We start from the raw sequence: 21,669 nt of genomic DNA, 5'->3' as shown, positions 1-21,669 counted from the left end.
TTCAACAGTTAAAAGTTAGCAGAAAAACCAAAGCTGTAAGATCTTGGACTGGGATAATCGAATACTTCAGGATCTATGCCCTGATCGTTTGCTTTCCAAATGATTCCAAGATTGTTGACGTTCGCAGAAATCCGGGGATTTTTAATAAACCAGCTTTTCCCCGGCTTAATGGTGTAAGAAAAGTTAAGTTCCTGCAAGCGGATATGGTCTCCTTTAAGCACATTAATCTCCGCATACCTGTAGAAATTATCGCGGTTCTGGTTGCTGGAGGTAAAAATAGCGGAAGGCACATTGGTATGCAGTTCATCACCGGGCTTTTGCCACCTGTCCTGATACTCGATACCCTGAATCAGCGGAATATTGCTGTTTAGCTGGCTATAGTTTACCATTTGCGAAGTAGGTCTCCGGAAGTAATAGCCCAATTTGTACATCAGATTTGCGGAAACCGAAAAGTTCCCATAGCTGAAGGTATTGCGAATGGCGCCATAATATACCGGTACTGCCGAACCGAAGTACTTCACCGAGGTAAGCGGTCCGTTTTGAATGCCCTGGTAAGCTGCATTTCCTTCCGCATTGTCTGCGATGGTCACTATTGCACCGTCAAGATAGCCTCTCGGATCGCCGGTTTTAGGGTCTAATCCTGACCATTTGTAACCAAATACGCGCGACAGATCATAGCCTTCATTATAGGACCCACTGCTGTTAGAGACCACGCTTCCTGCTAGACTTGCTGTAGCCGCATAAAGTTTGGTCACCTTCACTTTATTGTAGCTGAATAACACATTACTGTTCCATTTGAAAAGTCCGCTTTGCACATTCAGGGAATTCAGGCTCAGGTCTATTCCATAACCCCGCAGATTCCCGGTATTATACGTGATGTTGGTATAGCCGGTACTTGGATCCAGTTCGCCATTGGCCAGCAGGTCAGTTGTCTTTTTGTTATAGTATTGCAAACTTCCCGACAATCTGTTTCCTTTCAATCCGAAATCCAACCCAACGTTCCAGATTCCTGTTTTCTCTGGTCTAAGTTTGCTGTTGGAGATTCCTGTTCCATAACTGGTAAAGGCATAAGGCAGGTCATTGTCGCCATTCACATCAGAATAAGTGATCAGTGGGCGGGCCAGTATAGATGGGTTTACGTTTCCGTTATAACCAAATGTAGAGCGGAAAGTCAGGACCGGAAAAAGCTCCGAATGGTAAAAAGGTTCTGCAGCAATGTTCCAGCTTCCACCAATAGAGTAGTAAGGCGTTCCTTTTTGGTTGGTCCCCCTGCCAAATTCGCTGGAAAGGTCTTTTCTGACACTCGCTGAAAAAGTATACCTCCTGTTGAAGGTATAAGCAGCATTGGCGTACCAGCTGAAAGTGCGGACCTTGTTATCCAGAAAACCCCTGGACAAGTTTGCAATGTACTCCCCGTTATACCCGCTAAAATCTTCCGCGAAAACAATAGGGATCATTGTTTTGTAATCCAGCTTGTTATCGCTTCTCAGTGTACTTTCATTGTAGCCATAGTAGCCGTCCGTTTTGAGGATGCTGTAGTTTTGTGCCAGATCTATACCGGCAATGGCCGAAATTTCATGCTTTTCGTTCCAGCTTTTGTTCAGGTTTAGTTGTCCCCTTAGCGTTTGGTTGTTCGATTTGGTAAGACCAGTCGTGTATTGTCCACCCAGAGGGATCTGACGCACATACGGCGTTACCGGGTTGCCCGTTCTAGGATCTGTGGAAGCCAGTGAAGTGGTAAAATAATTGATCAGGTTTCGCATATAGAATGAATTCTGCCGATACAGGGAATTGTCCTCATTTCTACCTGTATTGTAGTTATAAGTGGCCTGCAAGGACAATCCATCCAATAGCTGATAGGTACTGCTAAAATTCAAGTTCAGGTTCTGTGATTTGAGTTTATTGTAACCTTCGTTAATGTCTTCCAGTGGTTTATACCTCCAGCTTAAAAACTGACCTCCGGTGTAAGTACTTTCGAAAAGGTCTATGAAACCAGGCCGGTAAGTCTTGGTCAGCTCAAGTGGCTTGCCCTGTTCATCTGCCAAGCGGGAATAAGGGAAAAATGTGCTGTTCGCTACGCCACTGATCCGGTTTTCCTCTGCTTGTTCTTCGTTGTTTTGTTCATTGTAACTGATATTGCCCTGAAATTCCAGTTTTTTGATCGGTCGGGCTGAGGCACTGTAAGTCAGCACGATCCGGTCCAGTCCGGAATTTCGGGTGTTGTTGATGGACTTGTCGTAGCCGCCTGATATGCGGTAATTAAATTTTTCCGAGCCGCCATCGACGGCAAGCGCATGACTCTGCGTCATCGCATTGCGCAAAAAGTATTTCGTGTAGTCGCGTCTGATGTCATTGTTTTTAAGTGCTTCGAGCTGCGCCATTGCTTCCTGCTCCGTACTCAGTCCTTTAAATTTCCAGGCATCCAGGATCTCCGCCACCGGCGAAACCGTTTCCTGTCCGTACAGACTGCTGATGCTGACCGCCGGAAGTGCTTTATTCGCATTGAGGAACTGTAATTTCTGCGCCTCTACAAAATCCCCGATCCGCATCGTTTTATTGTAAAACAGGTCGATCTTTTCCGTGACGTTCAGGTTACTGCTCAGCGATACCCTCAATTTGCTGTTGTATCCTCCTTTTTTTGTCTTGATGACAATCACCCCATTGGCGGCGCGGGATCCCCAGATCGAAGCAGCAGCGGCATCTTTAAGGATCGTAACGCTTTCCACATCATTGGGGTTTACCTTGTCGATAGAATATGGGCTGGCAATCCCATCGATCACCACCAATACCTGGCCGCTGAAGTTCCCGTTGAGGTCTGCATTTTCATTTTCGTTGAGGGTATTCTTTCCCCTGATGGTGAGGTTTACCAAAGGTGAGCGTTGTGCATTGGGATTACTGGAATTTATGGGTCTGAGGTCATTTCTGAAATCCATAGACGTCGTGATTCCCTCCAGTCTGCGGATCAGGTTTGGATCGGTACTGTGTAGTAACTGAACTTTACTGATCGACTCAAATGAGCCTGTTGCACGTTCCCTGGGTAAATCCTGGTAACCTGTAGACACAATACGAACTTCCTGAATCTGGTTGAGCTGAGGGTCCATTTTCACATTGATCCTCGTTTTTCCGGCAATTGCAATGGTGTCTGTCCGATAACCTACATAGGATATGATCAGCCTTCCCTGGGGATCGACATCTTTCAGAAAGAACCTGCCTTCCACATCCGTGCTTGTTGCTTTTTTGGTACCCTCTACCCGAACGATGGCCCCAAGCATGGGGTATCCCAATTCGTTGTGTACCTGCCCGCTCAGGTCGATTGCCCGCAGGTATTCACTGATTTTGTCCATCAGCGATTGCTTCCTTGCACTGACCACCACGGTTTTTTCATCCACCGTATAGGTAAGTGGCTGATCGCGAAAGATCAGGTCCAGAACCTCTTTAAGTTCCATGTTATTGACCTTAATATCAATTGGCTTTGTACTGGCCAGCAGTGCATCGGTATACAGGAAATTATATTGGCTTTGTCTGCGAATCTCTTTAAAAAGGGATTTCAGGTTGGCCTTCTTTTCAGACAATGTGATCTTCTGGGCAAAGCCCGCAGCACTGACTTGCATTATGGTTGCTATTAAAATGACGGTGGTGAGTCGCATCATGAACAATAGTTTATAAGTATAGGTTTTATACATTTCATCTGGTTTGTGACAAAAAACTTAGTAGCTGATGAAGGGCCATCCATATTGCTTTATCGGGCAATAATGGCTAAGTTTGTTTGTCTGGTTTATGGAATAGAATCGCAAATTGTATGTAAATGATCCAGTCATTTGGCCAGTTGTGTTACAAGCACTTCTGGCCTTTTTTTATGGATCATCGTGAGATTTGTTATTTCGTAACGATAATCCTCCTTCCTTCTATTTTAAAGTGAACCTTATCGGTCAGTTCTAATTTTTTAAGGACCTGAGATACTTTGGCAAAGCGGTCAATTGTACCGCCGAAGGTATCCTGAGGAACTTCTCCTTCATAAACGACCTCGACGTTATACCATCTGGATATCTTTCTCATGACCGCATGAATGTCCTCGCTTTCAAACATGAAATAACCATTCTTCCAGGCGATAACTTCATCCGTAGAAACTTTAGAAACCGCGATCTTTCCGGCGGTCAGACTGGCCTGTTCTCCTGGTTTCAGCACACTGGAACCGCTGGCTTCAGCACTAATCCTGACCGCACCTTCCAGTAAGGTTGTTTTAGCGGAGGGTTCATCCGGATAAACATTGATGTTAAAATGTGTACCCAATACCTCGACCCGCTGCCCTTTACTTTTTACAATAAATGGCCGGGTTCGGTCATGGACAACTTCAAAATACACTTCACCGCTGACCGAAACTTCACGCCTGGTTGAAAATGCATCAGGAAAGGTAATCGAGGAAGCTGCATTCAGCCATACATGAGAACCATCCGGAAGAATCAGCTGATGTTGTTCCCCTTTAAAGGTTTCGAGTGTATTCCATGCTACGCTGGCTACCTTTTTCCCTGTTGGCTTTGCAGTATAGATCAGTTCTCCCGATTTGGTATGACTGATGCTGAGCCCCGGTTCCCTGAGAATCTCACCGGCTGCAGTCTCCGCCAAAATGATTTTCCTGCCGGAAGCGAGCGTAAGTGTCGCCCTGTTCTGTCCCGGTTCAATATCATTAGCGGCACTCAGCTCAAATGCTGTCGGTTCCTGGTTGTGCATGATAAACCAGGCACCAAAAGACAAAATTAAAAGAACCGCAGCAGCGATGCTCAGTTTTGCAAATAGGGAGAGTTGCTTCGCCACTACCGGCACCGGATTTACGCTTGCCCATACCCTATCCACCGCCTCCAGCAGCTCTGGCATTTGAGCCTGTTCCGAATGGTCGCCATTGTAATTCAGGTACCAGCTTTCGAGCAATGCTTTTTCCTGTTCGGTTGCCTTGCCCTCACTGTACCTTTTTAGTATTTGCTGTAATTCTTCCGCTGTCATGTTGGTGGTTGGAAAAGCTTGTTAAATAGTTAGACAATATAGTGGCTATCAAAGTGGTACATGGGAATGAAATTTATTTTCTTTTCCTGCTGATGATGATGTAGGCCCCCAGAAGTCCGATTAATAAAGGAATTAAACCAGTAAACACCAATTTTAAAGTTGAAATCTGTCTTTTTTTAAGCAGAATTTCATTGTCTTTAGGTTCGGGCCGCCGCGTATCTATCGGAAACTCCCCATTGGCGAACCATTTGAACAGCTTAGTGCTAAATCTTTGATTCATTCCTTTTGGCTGGCTCAGCTCTTTGTTAGAGATAAAGTCGGCATCTCCTGACACGAAGATCTTTTGCACTTTACCTCTGACCGTCCGGTGGAGCGCTATAGCTGTAGGATAGCTTCCTTTGACATCGCCCAGATCCGGATGGTAGGAAATATCAGTCGAGCCCTTGGCCAACTCCCCTTGTTTGTTCCAGCCATTGGCAGCACTCATCAGTAAGGTATCGGCAATGAAAACTCCATTGTTGTAATATTGCAACGCGGATACGCCCGGCATCGCCACCGGCATTCCTTCCTTAAAGGTTGTTGTGATCACCTGATCCGGCAGATTGTCGTTACTCGGCATCACCAATGCGCCTTCCTTTAACTGGATATCAACCCATTTTAAGATTGGGTTGATCAGTTGTTGCAGTCCGGGTTCTGTAGTGATCATCAGGTTGCCTCCATTGTCAATATACGATTTTAATCCGGTGAGTTCAGCAGGCTTTAGTGCCGTTGCAGGGTCTGCCAGGATCAGCAGGCTCAGGCGATCTGGTACCGGGTTTGAATCCAAGGTTATCGTAGAAACATCAAAACCCTGATTGATCAGCGAGCGCCTTACTTTTTTTGCGTTGAGGAAGGATTCGTAATTGCGTTCTCCGGTTTTCAAAATACTACGTTCATTGTGCCCTGTTATGACTGCAATCTGCGCTGCCGGGACAATCAGGCGTTTTATCGCCGCAGTGATCTCTGTTTCTGAAGGAAATGCATCCATTTCGTCGTACAGCCTCAACTTGCTCGTCCTTCCTTTGTATTCCAGAACGCGAATAAAATTATTGTCCTCAATGCTCAGGTCGATGCGCTTACGGATGTCGGCGGGAGACATGAAGTCATTGACATCCAGTCCCATATTATCGGCCACTTTTTCCGCCACCTGTTTTACGGTAAAACCCGTCAGGTCCCCCTGATAGACCATATTTCTATTGTTTTTAAGATCCGTGATGTCGTAATAATACACGTACTTCATCTTCAGGCCGGGAATATACCTGCGGAAAGCATCGAACCTGGACATATCCAGATTTCTGGAGACCGGCAGGCCGGCATAAACGTTTTGATCCAGGAGATTCACATAAGTGGTGATGACAAGATCACCTTTAATCTGCTTTGCAACTGCCTGACTATTGGGCGTCAGTGTGCGGACTTTATTTGCGGTCAGGTCTTTGTACCAAATGAACTGTGGCCTCGAGCTGAGATAAATCATCAAAAGTACGGCAACGATGATGCCCGTATATTTCATTAACAACATCCCGGCAGACTGAGGGGATCTGGCCGCCTTCAGACGCAGGATAGATAGGGAAATAAATAAACCAATGATCAGGAGAAAATAGATGACATCCCTGCTGCTGATCAGTCCTTTCAAGAGGTCGTCAGTTCTGCCCGAAATAGAAAGAAAATAAGTGAAATCCCTTACAAAATCAATCCCCTGACCAACACTTCCTACATATTGTAATGCTGCAAATACAGCCAGCGTACTGATCGCTGCAACCACCTGGTAACCGGTAAGACTGGACATAAAAAGTCCGATTGCCGCATAGGTACAGATGAGGAGGAGCAAAGCCAGAAGGCCCGATGCGATCAATCCATAATCTGCATTTCGGATCAAGACCGCACCTGTGACCGCATATACCACCAATATCATGACCAATAAGAAACCATATAGGGTTATGGCAAGGTATTTTCCAAAAATGATCTCTTTAACGGTAACGGGTGAAGAAAGCAATAATTTAATGGAACCGCTGCTTATTTCCCGGCTCATCAGCCCCATGCTGAGTAAAGGGATGTAAAAGTAGATGTTCTGCAAGGTTTGTTCGAAAAGGCCGCCTGTACCCGGGAACATAGCGAAAGTCAGGTCGCTGACCTGATTGCCCATGGCTATGGCCTCCTGGTAACTGCCAAACAGGCCGAGAAAGCGGTTGCCACTCTGCAGGAAAAAGATGACCAGCACCAGCCAGGCTACAGGTGCAAAGAATAAGACGCTGAGTTCTAGTTTTGCGATTTTTAATATTTTCTTCATGCGCTTATGCTGGCTTTTTATGGTTGGAAAGTTGGGCGAATATCTCATCAAGGGAGCTTTTCTCGAGCATGATCTCGCTGAGCTGCCAGCCGTTGCTGATACTGGCTTCAATGATCATTCCCGAAATGTTCTTTTGTGAGCCCTTAAAATGGAGTCTTAGCCCCCCGTCGCTCAGCGGCTCGGCACTGGTAATGTCCGGAAGGCGACTGAGGGTCTCAATGGATGGAGGATTGTTCAGGTAGATCAGCACAGAATTTGGCATGATGTAGTTGTTAAAGGCTTCCATGGTATCTGCAAAGACCATTCGTCCTCCTTCTATCATTCTGATTTCTTTACAGGTGGCCTGCACTTCGGAAAGAATATGCGTGGAAAATAGCACGGAGCGTTCTTCAGAGATTTCTTTGATCAGTTTCCTCACTTCCAGAATCTGATTGGGGTCGAGCCCATTGGTAGGTTCATCCAGTACCACCAGGAGCGGGTGATGAATGATCGCCTGCGCGATACCGACGCGTTGCTTGTACCCTCCGGAAAGGTTACTGAGCAGGCGTTTACTGAAATGGCTGATGCCGCATTTGTTTTTTACTTCCGCTACTGCCATTCGCACCTTCTTTGCCGGAACATCCCGGATATGGGCACAGTAAGTCAGGTATTCGTCGACATTCAAGTCGAGGTGTAAGGGAGCATGCTGAGGCAGAAATCCAAGCTTCCGTTTCGCCTGTTCGGGATGGAGCCTGGTATCGATTCCGTCAATGAACACGTTTCCTTCAGTTTGGTTGAGTACCCCGCAAAGAATATTCATCGTAGTCGATTTTCCTGCTCCATTAGAGCCCAGCAGTCCGAGGACTCCTCTGGGACTGATTTCAAAGTTAATATCCCGTATGGCCCAGTCAAGACTGTAACGGTGGGAAAGGTTTTCGATTTTTACAATACTGGTTGTCATCATTTAGTTTAGTCTAGCAGTTAGACAAACTAAGGACGGCCGAGGTGGTACAAGGAAAAAAAATAAATGTGTTATCGGTAAAACAACAGCATGAGGAGGAAAACGGGAAGGCCTAACTTTAGGCGTAGTGATTTTAAAGCTCTTGACATTTGCTTTTTGACAGTTTCTTCACTCGTACCCATGATTTCAGCGATCTGTTTATGACTCAGGTGTTGTTTCCTGCTCAATTCAAATACCTGGCGCATGCGTGGGGACAGTGCAGCAATCTCTCTTTCGATCAAAGCTTTCAATTGATTTTCCCGTACCAGGTGATCGGTAAGCACCGGCCCTGTTTCCGCAAATTCCAATATGGAAGAGGTGTATTTATTGTGGGTGTTCTTACGGACAATGACGTTAAGGATGTGATTTCGAACACAGGTATAGAGGTAACCAGAAAGATTATTGCCAATAGTAATCGTGGCTCTTTTAGACCAGATCATCGCAAAAACCTCCTGTAAAGTATCCTGTGCCTCCTGTTTATCCCGGGTTTTATTCCAGGCATGGTTGTAAAGGATAAATTTGTAGCGACTATAGATTTCCGCAAAGGCAGTCTGATCCCCTAATGCAAGCATTTTGGCCAGCTCCTGGTCAGTTATTACGGTATAATCTATCATGTTCCCCAACTTTACCCAAAATTATTAAAAAATGCTTGAATTAACAATCCTGGCAGTATGGGAAGGCGATTAATGAATCAGGTTCATAAAAATATATTAGTTCTTTTTACCTTTTCCTTTAGATGGGGCCGCTACGCCCTGCTCACTGATGCTTTTTCCAGGGGCCTCAGGAGTAGTTATCTGTAATTTATATTCACCCGCTTCCTGCACGGCAAAGGTAAATTCACCATTTTCATTTGTGATCAAATTTATTGAATTTCCCCCAGGATTTTTTCCGCCTTTTACGATTACACCTTTAATGGGCTGACCAGGACGGGCCATCATATTTTCGGCTGAAACTTCATTTTTACGTCCTCCAGAATATGTTCTGACCTCTCTTTTATTGTTTTCGGATGGGATTCTTTTTACCCCTTTACTACTGATACTTTTTCCAGAAGCCTCGGGTATCGTTAATTGCAATGTATATTCACCGGTTTCGGTCACCGAAAATACGATTTCACCATTTTCATTGGTAACTGCAATCCTATCCCGGGGACCAGGATTTTTACCACCCTTTACGATGATACCACCAATAGGGTTACCCGGTTTTGCCAAAGCGGATGGATTTTGCATCGGATTCACCAGATTGACACCATTGCCCCCTGGCTTTGTTACTTTCCCCTTTAAACGTCTGCGGCTGATCGCATTACCCAGTGGGATACTGAGACCAAAATTTACCCCAAAACTATTGTACTTCGCATTTTGATCTTTCGGCTTGCTACTCCCCATGCTCATCTGATCCTGGCTGTAGAACCCAGCATCGTTAACTTTGCCCTGAGGCTTAAATAACTCAGACTGACTTTTAACATCCGGACCACTGGTATAAGCGCCTTCCAGGTAAAAGCCTAGCTTTCCAGGAAAGAAAGCGATACGCAGTTTAGGAATAAAGGCAATCCCTGTAGTTTTAGCAACTTGTTGCGCATAGATTTCTTTACTATAGCTTACACCGTTCACCGTACCATCTTGCACCACACTAATCGCATTTTGCTTTAAACTCATATAAGCTGCGTTTAAAACAGGTGACAGCGTAACCTTCCCAAACGAAAAATTAGCCTGTACACCTGCCTCAGCTTTAAAGCCATTTTGTTTATTTCCATCATTGTTTCCCCTTACATTAGGTCCTGCAGACTGCCCTGAAATATCGTAAGACGGTAGTTCAGCCAGGTTATAATTTCCGGTACCGGCAAAATACTCGCCCCCGGCATTAAGACCAATAGTAAAGAAGTGTGCAGTATGGCCAGCCAAATTTCCATTTCCTTCTTTGGCAAACAAGGGTACATATACATTTGCACCTAAAGCATAGCCATTAACAAGGTTTGCTTTTGTTTTGATTGAACTGCCCGGGTTATTTATTCCACCACTTACAGACAATTGTGTATTCCCGCCTGGATTTTTACCGCCTTTTACTATTATACCTTTAATCGGCTGACCAGGTGTTTGTGCGGTAGCGCAAAAACAGATAGTGGAAAAGAAGAGTGTGAATAACTTTTTCATGTTGAATGTTGTTTAGTTTAATAGTATATCAACCTCACAATAAAAATGTTACCCCAACGATCACCTTTTATCCAGTATCGCCTCAAGCGCCTTCATACTTAAATCCCTTCCAATAATTTTTCCATTAGGATCAACCAACACAGTGGTCGGATATTTTGCAACAGCAAACTGATTAAGAGATACACTTTTATTACCCTGCATATCAATTACCTGTAACCAGGGTAACTTTTCTTTTTCAAGATCCTTAATCCAGGCTTCCTTACTATTTTCTGTAGCAATACCTAAAATTTCAAACTCCTTATCGCGATACTTGGCATACAACAATCTCAAATCCTTAAACGCAATGTGACAAGGACCACACCAGCTACCCCAGAAATCAATCAGTACATATTTTTTCCTTAATGAAGAAAATTTCAGCGGTTGATCTTTGGGATCATTTAAAGTAAAATCTTCCACAAAATTACCAACTGCAGATTGCTTACGTCCATTTAACTGGCTTAGTAAATTACGACCAAAAAAATTATCCATTACCGCCGGAGAAACCTTCTTACACAATCTTTCCAATACTTCCAGATCCAGATTATCCGCATAATTCTGAAGGATCAATGCGGACGCAAAAGAGTTCGGATGCTCATTTACGGTCTTAATGGCTTGTTCTTTCAATAACAAATTATAAGCAGCTTTTCCCTTATTGTATTCAGAGATCATATCTTTAAACTTTTGCTGCGTAGTATCGCGCTTCATGTCATACAGATAAGCTTTTCCGTATTTAGCAGACAGGTCATTTATCAACTTTTCGTAAACTGGGTCAGTAGCCTTTACAACAGCATCAAAAATAAAAAAGTCTTTACTCCCTTTAACGGCTGAATTGTCGAAACGCTCTATATTGCCCTTGATCTCCATCTTCGAAGGACGATCAAAAGGAACCGTTAGCACGCTATAGTCTCCCTTTGTCTTTTTTTCATATCCACTGTAAAAACTATAAATACCGGGTTCCTTAAAAATACGTGAAAAAGTAAAAGTTCCATTCACAATTTTGGCACTGTCCCGAACTGTCGTTGGCGCATTGGAAAATAGATAAACATACTGACCATTGTATCTGGTTGCAGCTGTTCCTTTAAAAACAACCTTTTTTTCTAGCGCAGTATTTTGTGCAACAGCGCCTAAAGCTGTTGCACAAATAAAAAGTAACATATAAATTGATTTACTCATAATATTCATATTGATCATAAAAAATAAATTAATCCACAGGATTTGGTTCAATTAAACCGTTCGCATTAATTTCAACTATAGGAATAGGAAGCGTCAGCGAATAAACAGACTTGACACTAGGTCTTAATGTTTTTAAGGTAGCAAGAGGAAGCCTGCGCAAGGCAAACCAGTCCAAGCCACTTTCTTGCAGGAAATTTTTGCACACTTCCTGCACTACTAATAATTGCATAGCCTCTGGTGTAGTTACCCCATCCATAACAGTAAAATCAGTGATTCCTGCACACGTTAACACTTTCTTTAAACGCGACTTAGCTAAGCTAAGGTCGGCACCTGATAAAGCAATAGCCTCGGCCTGTGTTAAGTAAGCTTCAGTTAACCGGAAAGCATAGCTGTTACATACCAAGGGCGTTTTTACGGGCTTAATTGCCGGTCCAGAATAATACTTAGTTACAGCAGGTAATATCCCATTTATGTTTGCAGCGTCTTTATACATCCAGGCCTTTCTTGGGTCATTAGCCAACAAATCTTTTAAAGCAGGAGTAACATAATAATCTACACTTGTATTATTCAGGTAAAATTTCCAACTGTCATTGGGGAAAGGCTGTACTGACAACATAACTTCTGCACTTGTAAAGCCTTTTACTTGAAATAAGTCTTTTAAATTCGCTTCAAGCTTAAAAGAACTATTATTAATGATGTCTTCGGTTAAATTAATGACCTGATTGTAATCCCCTGGCGCCCCTCTGTTAATCAGTACCCTGGCCTTAAGCATTTTTGCTACCCAAACATTAGCATAATGGATCTGAGTATTTAAAGGTGGCAAAGCAGCAATAGCCTCGTCCAAATCTTTAAGTATTGAACTATATGTAGCCGCAACGGTACTTCTAGGTAACTTTACATTATCGGCAGAAACAAACTCATCTCTCAATATAATTCCATACTTGCTATTTACATCATAATAATGACCAAAATAAAGGAGCAGATCAGCATTGGCAAAAGCACGCAAAAACTTAGCTTCAGCAATCATTTGTTCTTTCCGCGCTGAAGGGATATTGCTTACTGGGCCTACATTCTTTAGAAAACCATTGGCCGCATTCACAATATTGTAACCATACTTCCATTTACTTACAAGTATCGGACTGGAATTACGATAAGCCATATTCATGAATCCATCCTGACCATAGGAATAAGCCAAAGTACCAGAAAGTTCTGAAGGCAAAATTTCATTTACTGAAATCCATTTAACAGACTCTAAGCTAGCGTAATCCAAGCCTACATTTGCAAAAGCATAATACACGCCATTTAATACCGTCTCAGCACTTTTAAGGTCAATGATCACATTGCCATCTACTAACTTATTTGTAGGAAAAACATTCAATTGTTTTTCACATGAAAAAAATGTACATGTTAACAATAACAGTAGTAATAATTTGAATTGTATATATTTCATCTCAATATCTTATGTTAAAAACCAAGTTTAAATCCTAGTGAAAATGTGCGTACCACCGGATAATTGCTTACATCAAAATATCCCCCGCCTACACTAAATGTATCATTAGTTGTCTCCGGGTCATTTCCAGGATATTTAGTGATGGTAAACAGGTTAGTTGCAGAAAGAAAAACCGAAGTATTCTGCAATCCTGCACGTTGCATCCACTTTGTCTGGTTAAGCCTATAATTCATATTTAAAGTCCTTAATTTTATATAAGAAGAACTGAAAACATCAATAGATGATGGCATGGGCATGTTACCATCCAACACCAATCGTTCACGGTTAGTCTCCGTATTTCCTGGATGGTATCTGTCTAACATCAGCGCATGCGAATTTGAAGTTCCATTAAATTGTCTGCTACTGATATGATCACCCCATAACAATTTGCCCCCTTGAGAAAATGTGAAGAACAATTGAAGATCCAGATTTTTGTAACTAAAACCTTGTGTAAAGCCACCATAATATTTAGGTGCAGCATTTGCAATAATAGTTTTTGCATCAGCAATTGCAGATTTACTTGATTTGAAGTATTCATAGTCCAACTTGTACATTGGATCACCAATACCTAAAAACGGATAAAATACTGTATTACCCGGACCTAGTTCTTTTTTATAAGCATCCAGTTGTTCCTGAGTTTTAATGATCCCGGTGTAGGTATAGCCAAGAATCATCCCTAAAGGCATTCCTTCTGCAATCCGGGTATTCTGCCATTCCAGGCCAGTCATACTTCCGGACTGCCCCAAATTAGCTTTTGGATCCAGCCTGGTAACTATGGTCTTGTTCCAGGTTACGTTAAATGAAGCATTCCACTTAAAATCTTTACTTTTTATAATGTCACCCTGCAAAGAAAACTCGAAACCTTGGTTTTTAAGATCTGCAGCATTGCTGAGTAAGAAAGCGTAAGAACTACTTGATGGAACTGGTAAATATAACAAGGCGCCATTGGTTCTCTTATCGTAATAATCAGCCGTAAGTTGTAGCCTATTGTTAAACAATGAAACATCTAATCCCAGGTCTATAGACTTTGTACTTTCCCACTTAATATTTTCATTACCAAGCTGAGTTGGGATTAAAGCATTTGCCCCAGCATATGCCTTAGGGCTATACAAAGTACGGTACATCTGGTCGCCAATATTCTGGCTTCCTGTAAGTCCATAACTCCCCCTTATTTTAAGGTCATCTAACCATTTTACCTCTTTCAGGAAATTCTCTTTGGATATTCTCCATCCCAAAGCTGCCGAAGGGAAGTATCCAAATTTATTGTTAGGGCCAAACTTTGAAGAACCATCTGTCCTACCTGTGAAAGTAAACAGATATTTATCCATTAGGGTATAATTTGCGCGCAAATAAAACGACAATAAATAACTCTGTGGCCCGGTAGGCTCATCGCCACGAGTAAACAAAGGTGTTATAGCAGAAGAAAGGTTGTTTAGCGAATGATCATTAGGATATCCTGAAGCTGTAGCACTGAAGAAGCTATTTTTTCTGGTTTCGTAAGATGTACCTGCCAAAATATTGATATCGTGAATGTCTGCTATACTTTTAGTATAGGTAAGTGTATTTTCCAAAAACCAATTGGTCATTCTGCTATTTGAGTTGCTCCCAATCCCTGACATTTCTGTAGGTGTACCAAAATAGCTACCTGTCTGGATAAAACTAGGCATATAAATACGCTGGTTATAAGTCTGCATATTCATGGAGACCGTACTTTTAAACTGTAAGTCTTTTGTAATATCGTATAGTGCTGATAGTGACCCCAACATACTAAAAGTCTTGGCATTGTTCGTTGCCTGTAACAATCCTACAGGGTTTTGAAAACCCTGGTAGTCCTCACCACCCCGCCCAACAAAACTGGTAGGCATACCATTTTCGTCATAGGGTGCCAAATCCGGACGTGCCCTTAACGCTTGTCCATAAGCACCATCGCCAATATTCTGGTCGGTATAGCCTAAATTCAAATTGGTGATAAATCGGAACCTACTCCCAATCTCATTCTCTAAATTCAACTTCCCAGCAATACGCTGATAGTTTGTTGATTTTACGACACCAGGTGTTTGATTATACGAAATAGAACTGAAATACTTGGAAGCTGCACCACCACCCTGTACAGAAAGGTCGGCATTGTGAGAAACCGTATTGCGCGTAACCTCCTTCAACCAGTCTGTATTCGCTTTACCAAAGAAGGTATTTGAATGATTTAAAATAGCGTCAATATTTTCAGGGATATAGTCTTCATCCGGATCTGCTTCCATCATTAAATTTTGCGCAGATTCTGTAAGCAGCATTTTGTATTGATCAGCATTTAATAATTTAGGTAATTTGGGTGTAGTAACAGTGGAATAATAATTTGCCGTAATCTGAGGTTTCATATCTTTTTTTCCTCTTTTTGTAGTAATCATAACCACACCATTAGCTGCTTTTGAACCATAGATTGCAGTAGAAGATGCATCCTTAAGAATACTGATCGATTCGATGTCTTCGACATTTAATCCGCCCAAACTATTTAGTCCATTAGCAAATGCAGTTGATAAACCTGCATTCATACTTCCCATCCCATTGATCTCATTACCAATAGGACTGCCAACATCAAATCCGGGATTGATAAAGCTGTTCGATACCTGAACCGGTACGCCGTCAATAATGTATAAAGGGTCATTTCCACCAAGCAAAGAACTGGAACCTCGTATCCTGATGCGCACAGCTCCACCTGGCGAACCATCAGCTTTAGTTACCTGAACCCCAGCAGCTTTTCCAGCCAGCGCATTATCAATAGTTGCAAAAGGGGCATTTTTTAAATCAGCAGCATTAACAATAGATACAGATCCTGTTAGATCCTTTTTCTTAGTGCTACCATACCCCACAACTACCACCTGATCCAGGCTTGAGGTTTCAGGTTCCAGAGAAACATTAACCGTTGTTTGCTCTGTAACATAGATTTTTTTCTGTTGGTATCCGATATAAGTAAATACCAGTAGATCGCCTTTGTCAGCGTCTATACTGTAAGCCCCAGAACCCTCAGAAATTGTCCCCCTGCCGGTTGTTTTATTTAAAATGGTGACCCCAGGAACAGCCCTACCTGTTTCATCAGTAACCTTGCCTTTAACAGGATTTTTCTGATTAAACAGTTGCAACACCTTATCAGTTAGCGATTCTGACTTCTTTTTTACAACAATATTGTTGCCGTTGACAATATTGAATGTTAATGGTAGTGCTTTAAAATGACTGCTCAGTACCTCTTCAATACTCACATTTTTCACATTGATACTCATCCGCTGCTTATAAATCCCATTTTCATAAAGGAATACATAACCAGTTTGCTTTTCAATTTCCTTAAAGACATTTTCGATAGGCACATTCCGTTCCGATAAGGAAACCTTCTGACTATACCCTGCAGCACTTGCCTGCATCAATGCTATAACTAACATCAAGGTGGTAAGTTTCATAACTCTTAATAGTTTTTCCGGGAACCATGCATCAGGCATAGCTCCGCTTATAAAGTTTAATTTCATTACTTTTGTAATGTTTGGGTGAATAAAGAATGGTTTAGTTGAATTGTTTTTATACCCTTTAATTGGGCGGCCCAGATTTTATGCGGAGGTGCTAGTAACACCTCCGTAATTTTTCCGTTTCCCTTCGATAAAATTTCAGGTTAATTTTTAATCATATTCGTTGGTTTGTTTAAGGTTTAATAATGATCTTTTGTGGTATTTGTTGATTCTTTTTTTCCAAAACGAACTCCAATCCTAATAACTTTAGGACTTCCAATGCTTGATAAGCATTCACATTTCTATACAACTTTCCTGAAAATTTCTGGTTACTAACTGAGCCAGTATACACTATATCAATGTCATACCAACGCGAAAATGTGCGTAAAATAGTCTTTAAATCAGCATCTTTAAAATAAAACAGGCCATTTTTCCATGCCGTAGCTTGTTCTACATCAGCTGCTGTTATCTTTAATTCAGAATTCTTGTTTAAGACCGCCTCCTGTCCCGGACGTAGGATAACGCTGCCTGTTTCTCCAGCTTTCCCGGAAGATGAAAGTAAAGATACTTTCACACTACCTTCAAGCAAGGTAGTCTTCACAACACCCTCATCTTTATAGCTATTAAGATTAAAATGAGTACCTAAAACAGAAATTTCCTGTTGATCAGTAACCACTACAAATGGCATTCTGCTATCTTTAATCATTACTTTAGCTACTTCAAAATAAGCTTCTCCTATTAACTGAACCTTTCGTTGTGAAGTACTAAACTTAGAGGGAAAGATCAACTTACTATTTGCATTTAACCATACCCGAGTACCATCTGATAAAGTAATTTGGTAAGTACCCCCACGCGGTGTTGATGCCGTTAATAATTGGTTTTCCGCTTTAACATCTATATAGCTACCATCATTATAGGTTAAATCAGTCAATCCAACTACAAGTCCTGTTTTAGTATCACTAAGCGCAATTGCCTTGCCATTAGCAAGGGTTAATGTTGCTTTATTACGTCCAGGAGCATTGTCATTAATAGTCAATACAATCTGCTGATCTGAACCAAAATAATTTAGGCCATTAATGAAAAAATATCCTCCTACACTCAATGCAATTATAATGGAGACTGCTATACTTATCCTCTTCCAAAGTTTGACTGTCTGATTTTTTGCGGTAAAAATATTCCGATGATCCCGATGATCCTCTTGAATATTTAAAGTTACAAGGCCTTGCAATGTTTTGCCCCATATTATTTCTGAATTGCCTTCATTAAAACTGATCAGTTTCTTTTTCAATTCTTCTCTATGCATTAGACTATCAAACAGTTCTCTGTTACCTTGGCTTGCATTAAGCCAGGCATTGAGTTGTTTCTGTCCTTGAGCATCCAGTTCCCCTTTAACATGAGCGGAGAAAAGTAAGGCCATATCAAATTCATGTTCAAACATTCCAGTATGTTTCATAATTATCGCTACGGATTCGAACTTAAATACTCATCATTTAAGCGCTTACAAAACATAAAAACGACATTTCTTCCAAACGCCTAGTCGAAAATCATTTTTTTGGTAAATAAAAAAACAGAACATAAATAAACAGCTGATTTTCAGAAAAATAAAATCCAATTTATTTACTATTAAGGAATAAGATAACGGCAAACATCATCGCATCAGATAATCCTTTCTCAACAAATGCATACCGCAACTGCTTTACTGCTCTAGCTTTATGATTGCGAACCGTTTTAACAGAAATATTTAACTGATTGGCAATTTCATCTGTTGTTTTATGCTCAAAATAAAGCAATTTAAATACCTCAGCACATTTTTCGGGTAGTTCTTCTATTTCCCTATTAATGATATCCAGGTAAGCAGATTCTGCCGCTCTTTGAAGTATCCTTTCATCATCACCTTCAAGCTGCCTTAAATACTCATCCTGCCAGCCTTTACGTCTCTTATTTTTCTTTAGGTAATCCAAACAGGTATTTCGGCAACTGATATAAAGAAAGGCTTTAATTTTAGTTGGATCTGAGTATTGCTCCCTAAATTGCCATAATTTCACAAAGCAGGAAGCTACAATATCTTCTGCTTCAGCCTCATTACTTACCAATCCTTTAGCAAAATAACGTAAAGATTTATGGTGTAAATCAAAAAAATACCGCAAAAGGTTTTCATCGTCTTTGTGAAAAGCCTCCTTTCTCCCATGCTCTATTTCGGTATTGATTTTACTACTCATATATCACATGTTACTATAGCTCATGCAGGACAAATATAATAACAATCTACGGCTCCTACTTCAATAATATGGGTAGAGAACAGCGAGTCAACCAATCAAAAAAGTTAACATTTGTTAAAAAAAACAGACTTTTTGTTTCACAACAAGAATGTTACAACTAAGGATTTCAGCTCAAAAGTTTCTTTTCAGTTAACCCTGTAAACCCGGCCTATACCCGGCATTTACCCGGACATTACTCGGACACTGCCCGGCTGGAGCCGAGTAGCATCCGCTTAACATCCGTTAACATACTGTGAATTAAATTGCCTTAAAGTGCAAGCCGTCAAAAGCATGCGAGTTGACAATCAACAGCTTAGTGCATACTTTTAGAAAAAAACAAAAAACTATGGCAAGAATTGAGAATGGTATTTTGGGTGGCTTTAATGGTAATCTCGGTCCAGTAGAGGGTTATGTAAGATATGGAATAGCTTATGTTAGGACAAAGAAAAGAAAGCGTACCACTCCCCCAACCCCAAAAGAGAAAATCCAAAGAAAGAGAATGGAAGTAGTCAATAATTTCGTCAACAGTATGACGGATTATGTTCGAATAGGCTTTGAAGAAGCTGCCCAAGGCAAACCCATTTCGCCCAACAATGCAGCTAAATCCTACCAACTATTACATGCAGTTCAAGGCGAATATCCCGAAATCAGCATGAACTACGCTGCGGCCCGTTTAACTCAGGGAACCATTGAGCTGCCATTAAACCCAATTGTAACAGCCGAAGGCAATGGTGTTCGCTTTAACTGGACTTACGACACCTCATTAAACTGGAGCGACAGAAGTGCACGCGCAATGCTGTTGGTTTATGCAGAAGAAACAGGAAAATCATATTATCTGTTTTCTGGCGCGCGCATGACAGAAGAGACAGATTTTTTAGAATTGCCTGCAGAAGTAAAAGGCATGAAACTTCATGTCTATCTGTCTTTTATTGCAGATGATAGAAGAAGTTTAAGCAACAGTATTTACCTTGGCAACCTGGTTATTGAAATATCAGATTTAAACACAATGGGCATATCAACAGAACAGGATTCTTGTGCTATTTTACCAAGCAAAAGAAAAGAATATGCCAAAAAAACAGCGTCATTACTCCATGAAAACGGAAAAATAACCGGGTTACTTTTTGATAAAATAATTGACCGAGAAGGATGGCATCCCAAAAGGCCGGACACCATCCATTTTATTACTTTGTATTGCTTTCCAATAATGCAATTTTATAGCTGCTTTTTTGAGTAAAAGTCCTTCCGAAAATATCAATTGCTTTTACTTCAATTACATGGTCTCCAACGGGCAGATTTGGCTGAACCGGTGTACTCCACAGGTGACGACAAAGTGCGGGAAGTCCTGGCCTTCTTCCACTTAGTAATACCTCGCTATGGTCCCATTTATGTATAAGATCTAAAAATGTCGGGTCATTTTGTAGCACATAGTTCATAGCGGTCCATTTTCCACTATCTATGCGACACATTACTGTGTCGCCAGGACTTCCCATGAAGAAATTGGCATAAATTACGGCTGCCGTTCCTTTATTTTTTTCAAGAATTTTTGGAGCAGTAATCGCAATCTGATAGTCTGCCGGCATGTCCACCACTTTATAATCGATCGTGTAGGCATTCTGTTTAAAATTAATGAAGGCATATCCTTTAGGTGTCCCGTCACTCATGGTAGCCACAGGTACACCTTTTGCATTCAGTTCCCCCGAGTACCAGTTGCCTGAAGTTGTGCCTACATTGTAATGATGATGTGGTTTCTCTTGCTTCCAACCCTGCTCTTTAGTAAAAAAGTCCTGTTTCTGGCCGTGTGTATGCGCAGAAAGTGAAAGGGTATGCGGAAACCGGGCTAATATATCAAATAACCGCTGTCTGTCTTCATCCCTGAAAGGATCCCCACCTTCCTTAGGCTCACTTATGGGAATGTGAAAAGCAAGTACGATTAAATAATCTTCAGGAACATACTTTAACTCATTTTCTACAAAATCCAGTTGCTCCTTGCGGAAACCTCCCCAGTAACCTTTTCCATCCCTTGGATCAGGATATAAGATGTCATCAAGCACAATAAAATGCACTTTTGCATAATTAAACGCATAATTCGCGGGACCAAAGTGTGCTTCATAAGTTTCGTCGGCAAGGGAATCTGCTTTACCGTCAAAATCCAGATCATGATTTCCCAATAGATTATACCATGGAATACCCACGTCTTTTACCGCCTTAATATAGGGTGTAAACAGTTCCAATTTGTTCTGTACGAGATCACCCATACTTAAACCAAACTCAACTCCTTTGATCCCTTTAACTTCGGAGATCACTCCTTTATAAAAATAGTCCACATCCTTAAGTGTGATAGGTTGTGGATCACCAAATACCAGTATTTTAAAATTCTCGTTTTCTTTTACCTTTGTCAAAGGAAAATCGACTGATGCAGGTAATACTCCTGTGGGTAAAACGCCTTTATACTTTAAAACAGGAGAGCCGCCTGGCTTATGGTTATAAAAGAACTGGGGAAGCTGGTCTGCATTAACACCCGTTTTATAACCAGAAGGTTTGATCACTGAAACAATATTATCTTTTCCTATTGGTAATGTGTACAAACCACTTTTATCAGTTAGTACCACCTGTACACCATTAGTAACCGCTACATCAGCTACCCCCAGATCTTTATGATCACGTTTACCATTATGATTAAGATCCTGATAAACAAAACCTTTCACAGTACTTTGAGCCTGGAGTTGAAAACTCGCCAGAAGTACCAATGCTGTAAAACATACTCTTTTCATA

General features: G+C 41.5%; 13 protein-coding genes. 1 reads left to right on the top strand and 12 read right to left on the bottom strand.

Annotated elements, in window-relative coordinates:
• Positions 1–8 precede the first annotated feature (8 nt).
• The 11 genes from EZ444_RS04445 to EZ444_RS04395 form a co-directional block, all read right to left on the bottom strand.
• Positions 9–3,683 (bottom strand): SusC/RagA family TonB-linked outer membrane protein, encoded by a 3,675-nt coding sequence (locus EZ444_RS04445; protein WP_131607521.1) that lies wholly within the window; start codon positions 3,681–3,683, stop codon positions 9–11.
• A 193-nt stretch (positions 3,684–3,876) separates the two neighbouring features.
• Positions 3,877–4,998, bottom strand: coding sequence for a FecR family protein (locus EZ444_RS04440; RefSeq protein WP_131607520.1), 1,122 nt, complete (start codon positions 4,996–4,998; stop codon positions 3,877–3,879).
• A gap of 73 nt (positions 4,999–5,071) precedes the next feature.
• Positions 5,072–7,324, bottom strand: coding sequence for a Gldg family protein (locus EZ444_RS04435; protein WP_131607519.1), 2,253 nt, complete (start codon positions 7,322–7,324; stop codon positions 5,072–5,074).
• A 4-nt stretch (positions 7,325–7,328) separates the two neighbouring features.
• The gene (locus EZ444_RS04430) at positions 7,329–8,264 is read right to left on the bottom strand and encodes an ABC transporter ATP-binding protein (protein WP_131607840.1); all 936 of its coding nucleotides are present in this window, start codon (positions 8,262–8,264) and stop codon (positions 7,329–7,331) included.
• Between the two features lie 71 nt (positions 8,265–8,335).
• Positions 8,336–8,917, bottom strand: a complete 582-nt coding sequence (locus EZ444_RS04425; protein WP_131607518.1) for an RNA polymerase sigma factor — start codon at positions 8,915–8,917, stop codon at positions 8,336–8,338.
• Positions 8,918–9,013: 96 nt separating this feature from the next.
• A complete protein-coding gene (locus tag EZ444_RS04420; protein WP_131607517.1) occupies positions 9,014–10,450 on the bottom strand; it encodes a collagen binding domain-containing protein in 1,437 nt (478 codons plus the stop codon).
• A gap of 60 nt (positions 10,451–10,510) precedes the next feature.
• The gene (locus EZ444_RS04415) at positions 10,511–11,662 is read right to left on the bottom strand and encodes a thioredoxin-like domain-containing protein (RefSeq protein ID WP_165503526.1); all 1,152 of its coding nucleotides are present in this window, start codon (positions 11,660–11,662) and stop codon (positions 10,511–10,513) included.
• Between the two features lie 28 nt (positions 11,663–11,690).
• Complete coding sequence (locus EZ444_RS04410) at positions 11,691–13,040, bottom strand: RagB/SusD family nutrient uptake outer membrane protein (protein WP_205945211.1); 1,350 nt, start codon at positions 13,038–13,040, stop codon at positions 11,691–11,693.
• A gap of 86 nt (positions 13,041–13,126) precedes the next feature.
• Positions 13,127–16,663 carry a SusC/RagA family TonB-linked outer membrane protein gene (locus EZ444_RS04405; RefSeq protein WP_131607514.1) on the bottom strand — a complete coding sequence of 1,179 codons (3,537 nt, stop codon included), beginning with the start codon at positions 16,661–16,663 and terminating at the stop codon, positions 13,127–13,129.
• Between the two features lie 169 nt (positions 16,664–16,832).
• Positions 16,833–18,092, bottom strand: coding sequence for a FecR family protein (locus EZ444_RS04400; protein WP_131607513.1), 1,260 nt, complete (start codon positions 18,090–18,092; stop codon positions 16,833–16,835).
• A 160-nt stretch (positions 18,093–18,252) separates the two neighbouring features.
• A complete protein-coding gene (locus EZ444_RS04395) occupies positions 18,253–18,858 on the bottom strand; it encodes an RNA polymerase sigma factor (RefSeq protein ID WP_131607512.1) in 606 nt (201 codons plus the stop codon).
• Positions 18,859–19,243: 385 nt separating this feature from the next.
• Here EZ444_RS04395 and EZ444_RS27355 point away from each other — a divergent pair, with 385 nt between their 5' ends.
• Positions 19,244–20,131, top strand: a complete 888-nt coding sequence (locus tag EZ444_RS27355; protein WP_205945210.1) for a DUF6266 family protein — start codon at positions 19,244–19,246, stop codon at positions 20,129–20,131.
• Here the strand turns inward: EZ444_RS27355 and EZ444_RS04385 are convergent.
• Positions 20,079–21,668, bottom strand: a complete 1,590-nt coding sequence (locus EZ444_RS04385; RefSeq protein ID WP_131607511.1) for a calcineurin-like phosphoesterase C-terminal domain-containing protein — start codon at positions 21,666–21,668, stop codon at positions 20,079–20,081. The genes EZ444_RS27355 and EZ444_RS04385 overlap by 53 nt on opposite strands.
• Between the last annotated feature and the right edge of the window lies 1 nt (position 21,669).

This window comes from Pedobacter hiemivivus (genome assembly GCF_004331685.1).
GTDB classification, from domain to species: domain Bacteria; phylum Bacteroidota; class Bacteroidia; order Sphingobacteriales; family Sphingobacteriaceae; genus Pedobacter; species Pedobacter hiemivivus.
This window is presented reverse-complemented; position numbering and strand designations above follow the sequence as displayed.

Bases quoted from the DNA above. Each gene is read 5' to 3' on its own strand.
- EZ444_RS04445 (WP_131607521.1), bottom strand. From the start codon at position 3,683: ATGTATAAAACCTATACTTATAAACTATTGTTCATGATGCGACTCACC.
- EZ444_RS04440 (WP_131607520.1), bottom strand. From the start codon at position 4,998: ATGACAGCGGAAGAATTACAGCAAATACTAAAAAGGTACAGTGAGGGC.
- EZ444_RS04435 (WP_131607519.1), bottom strand. From the start codon at position 7,324: ATGAAGAAAATATTAAAAATCGCAAAACTAGAACTCAGCGTCTTATTC.
- EZ444_RS04430 (WP_131607840.1), bottom strand. From the start codon at position 8,264: ATGACAACCAGTATTGTAAAAATCGAAAACCTTTCCCACCGTTACAGT.
- EZ444_RS04425 (WP_131607518.1), bottom strand. From the start codon at position 8,917: ATGATAGATTATACCGTAATAACTGACCAGGAGCTGGCCAAAATGCTT.
- EZ444_RS04420 (WP_131607517.1), bottom strand. From the start codon at position 10,450: ATGAAAAAGTTATTCACACTCTTCTTTTCCACTATCTGTTTTTGCGCT.
- EZ444_RS04415 (WP_165503526.1), bottom strand. From the start codon at position 11,662: ATGAGTAAATCAATTTATATGTTACTTTTTATTTGTGCAACAGCTTTA.
- EZ444_RS04405 (WP_131607514.1), bottom strand. From the start codon at position 16,663: ATGAAATTAAACTTTATAAGCGGAGCTATGCCTGATGCATGGTTCCCG.
- EZ444_RS04400 (WP_131607513.1), bottom strand. From the start codon at position 18,092: ATGAAACATACTGGAATGTTTGAACATGAATTTGATATGGCCTTACTT.
- EZ444_RS04395 (WP_131607512.1), bottom strand. From the start codon at position 18,858: ATGAGTAGTAAAATCAATACCGAAATAGAGCATGGGAGAAAGGAGGCT.
- EZ444_RS27355 (WP_205945210.1), top strand. From the start codon at position 19,244: ATGGCAAGAATTGAGAATGGTATTTTGGGTGGCTTTAATGGTAATCTC.
- EZ444_RS04385 (WP_131607511.1), bottom strand. From the start codon at position 21,668: ATGAAAAGAGTATGTTTTACAGCATTGGTACTTCTGGCGAGTTTTCAA.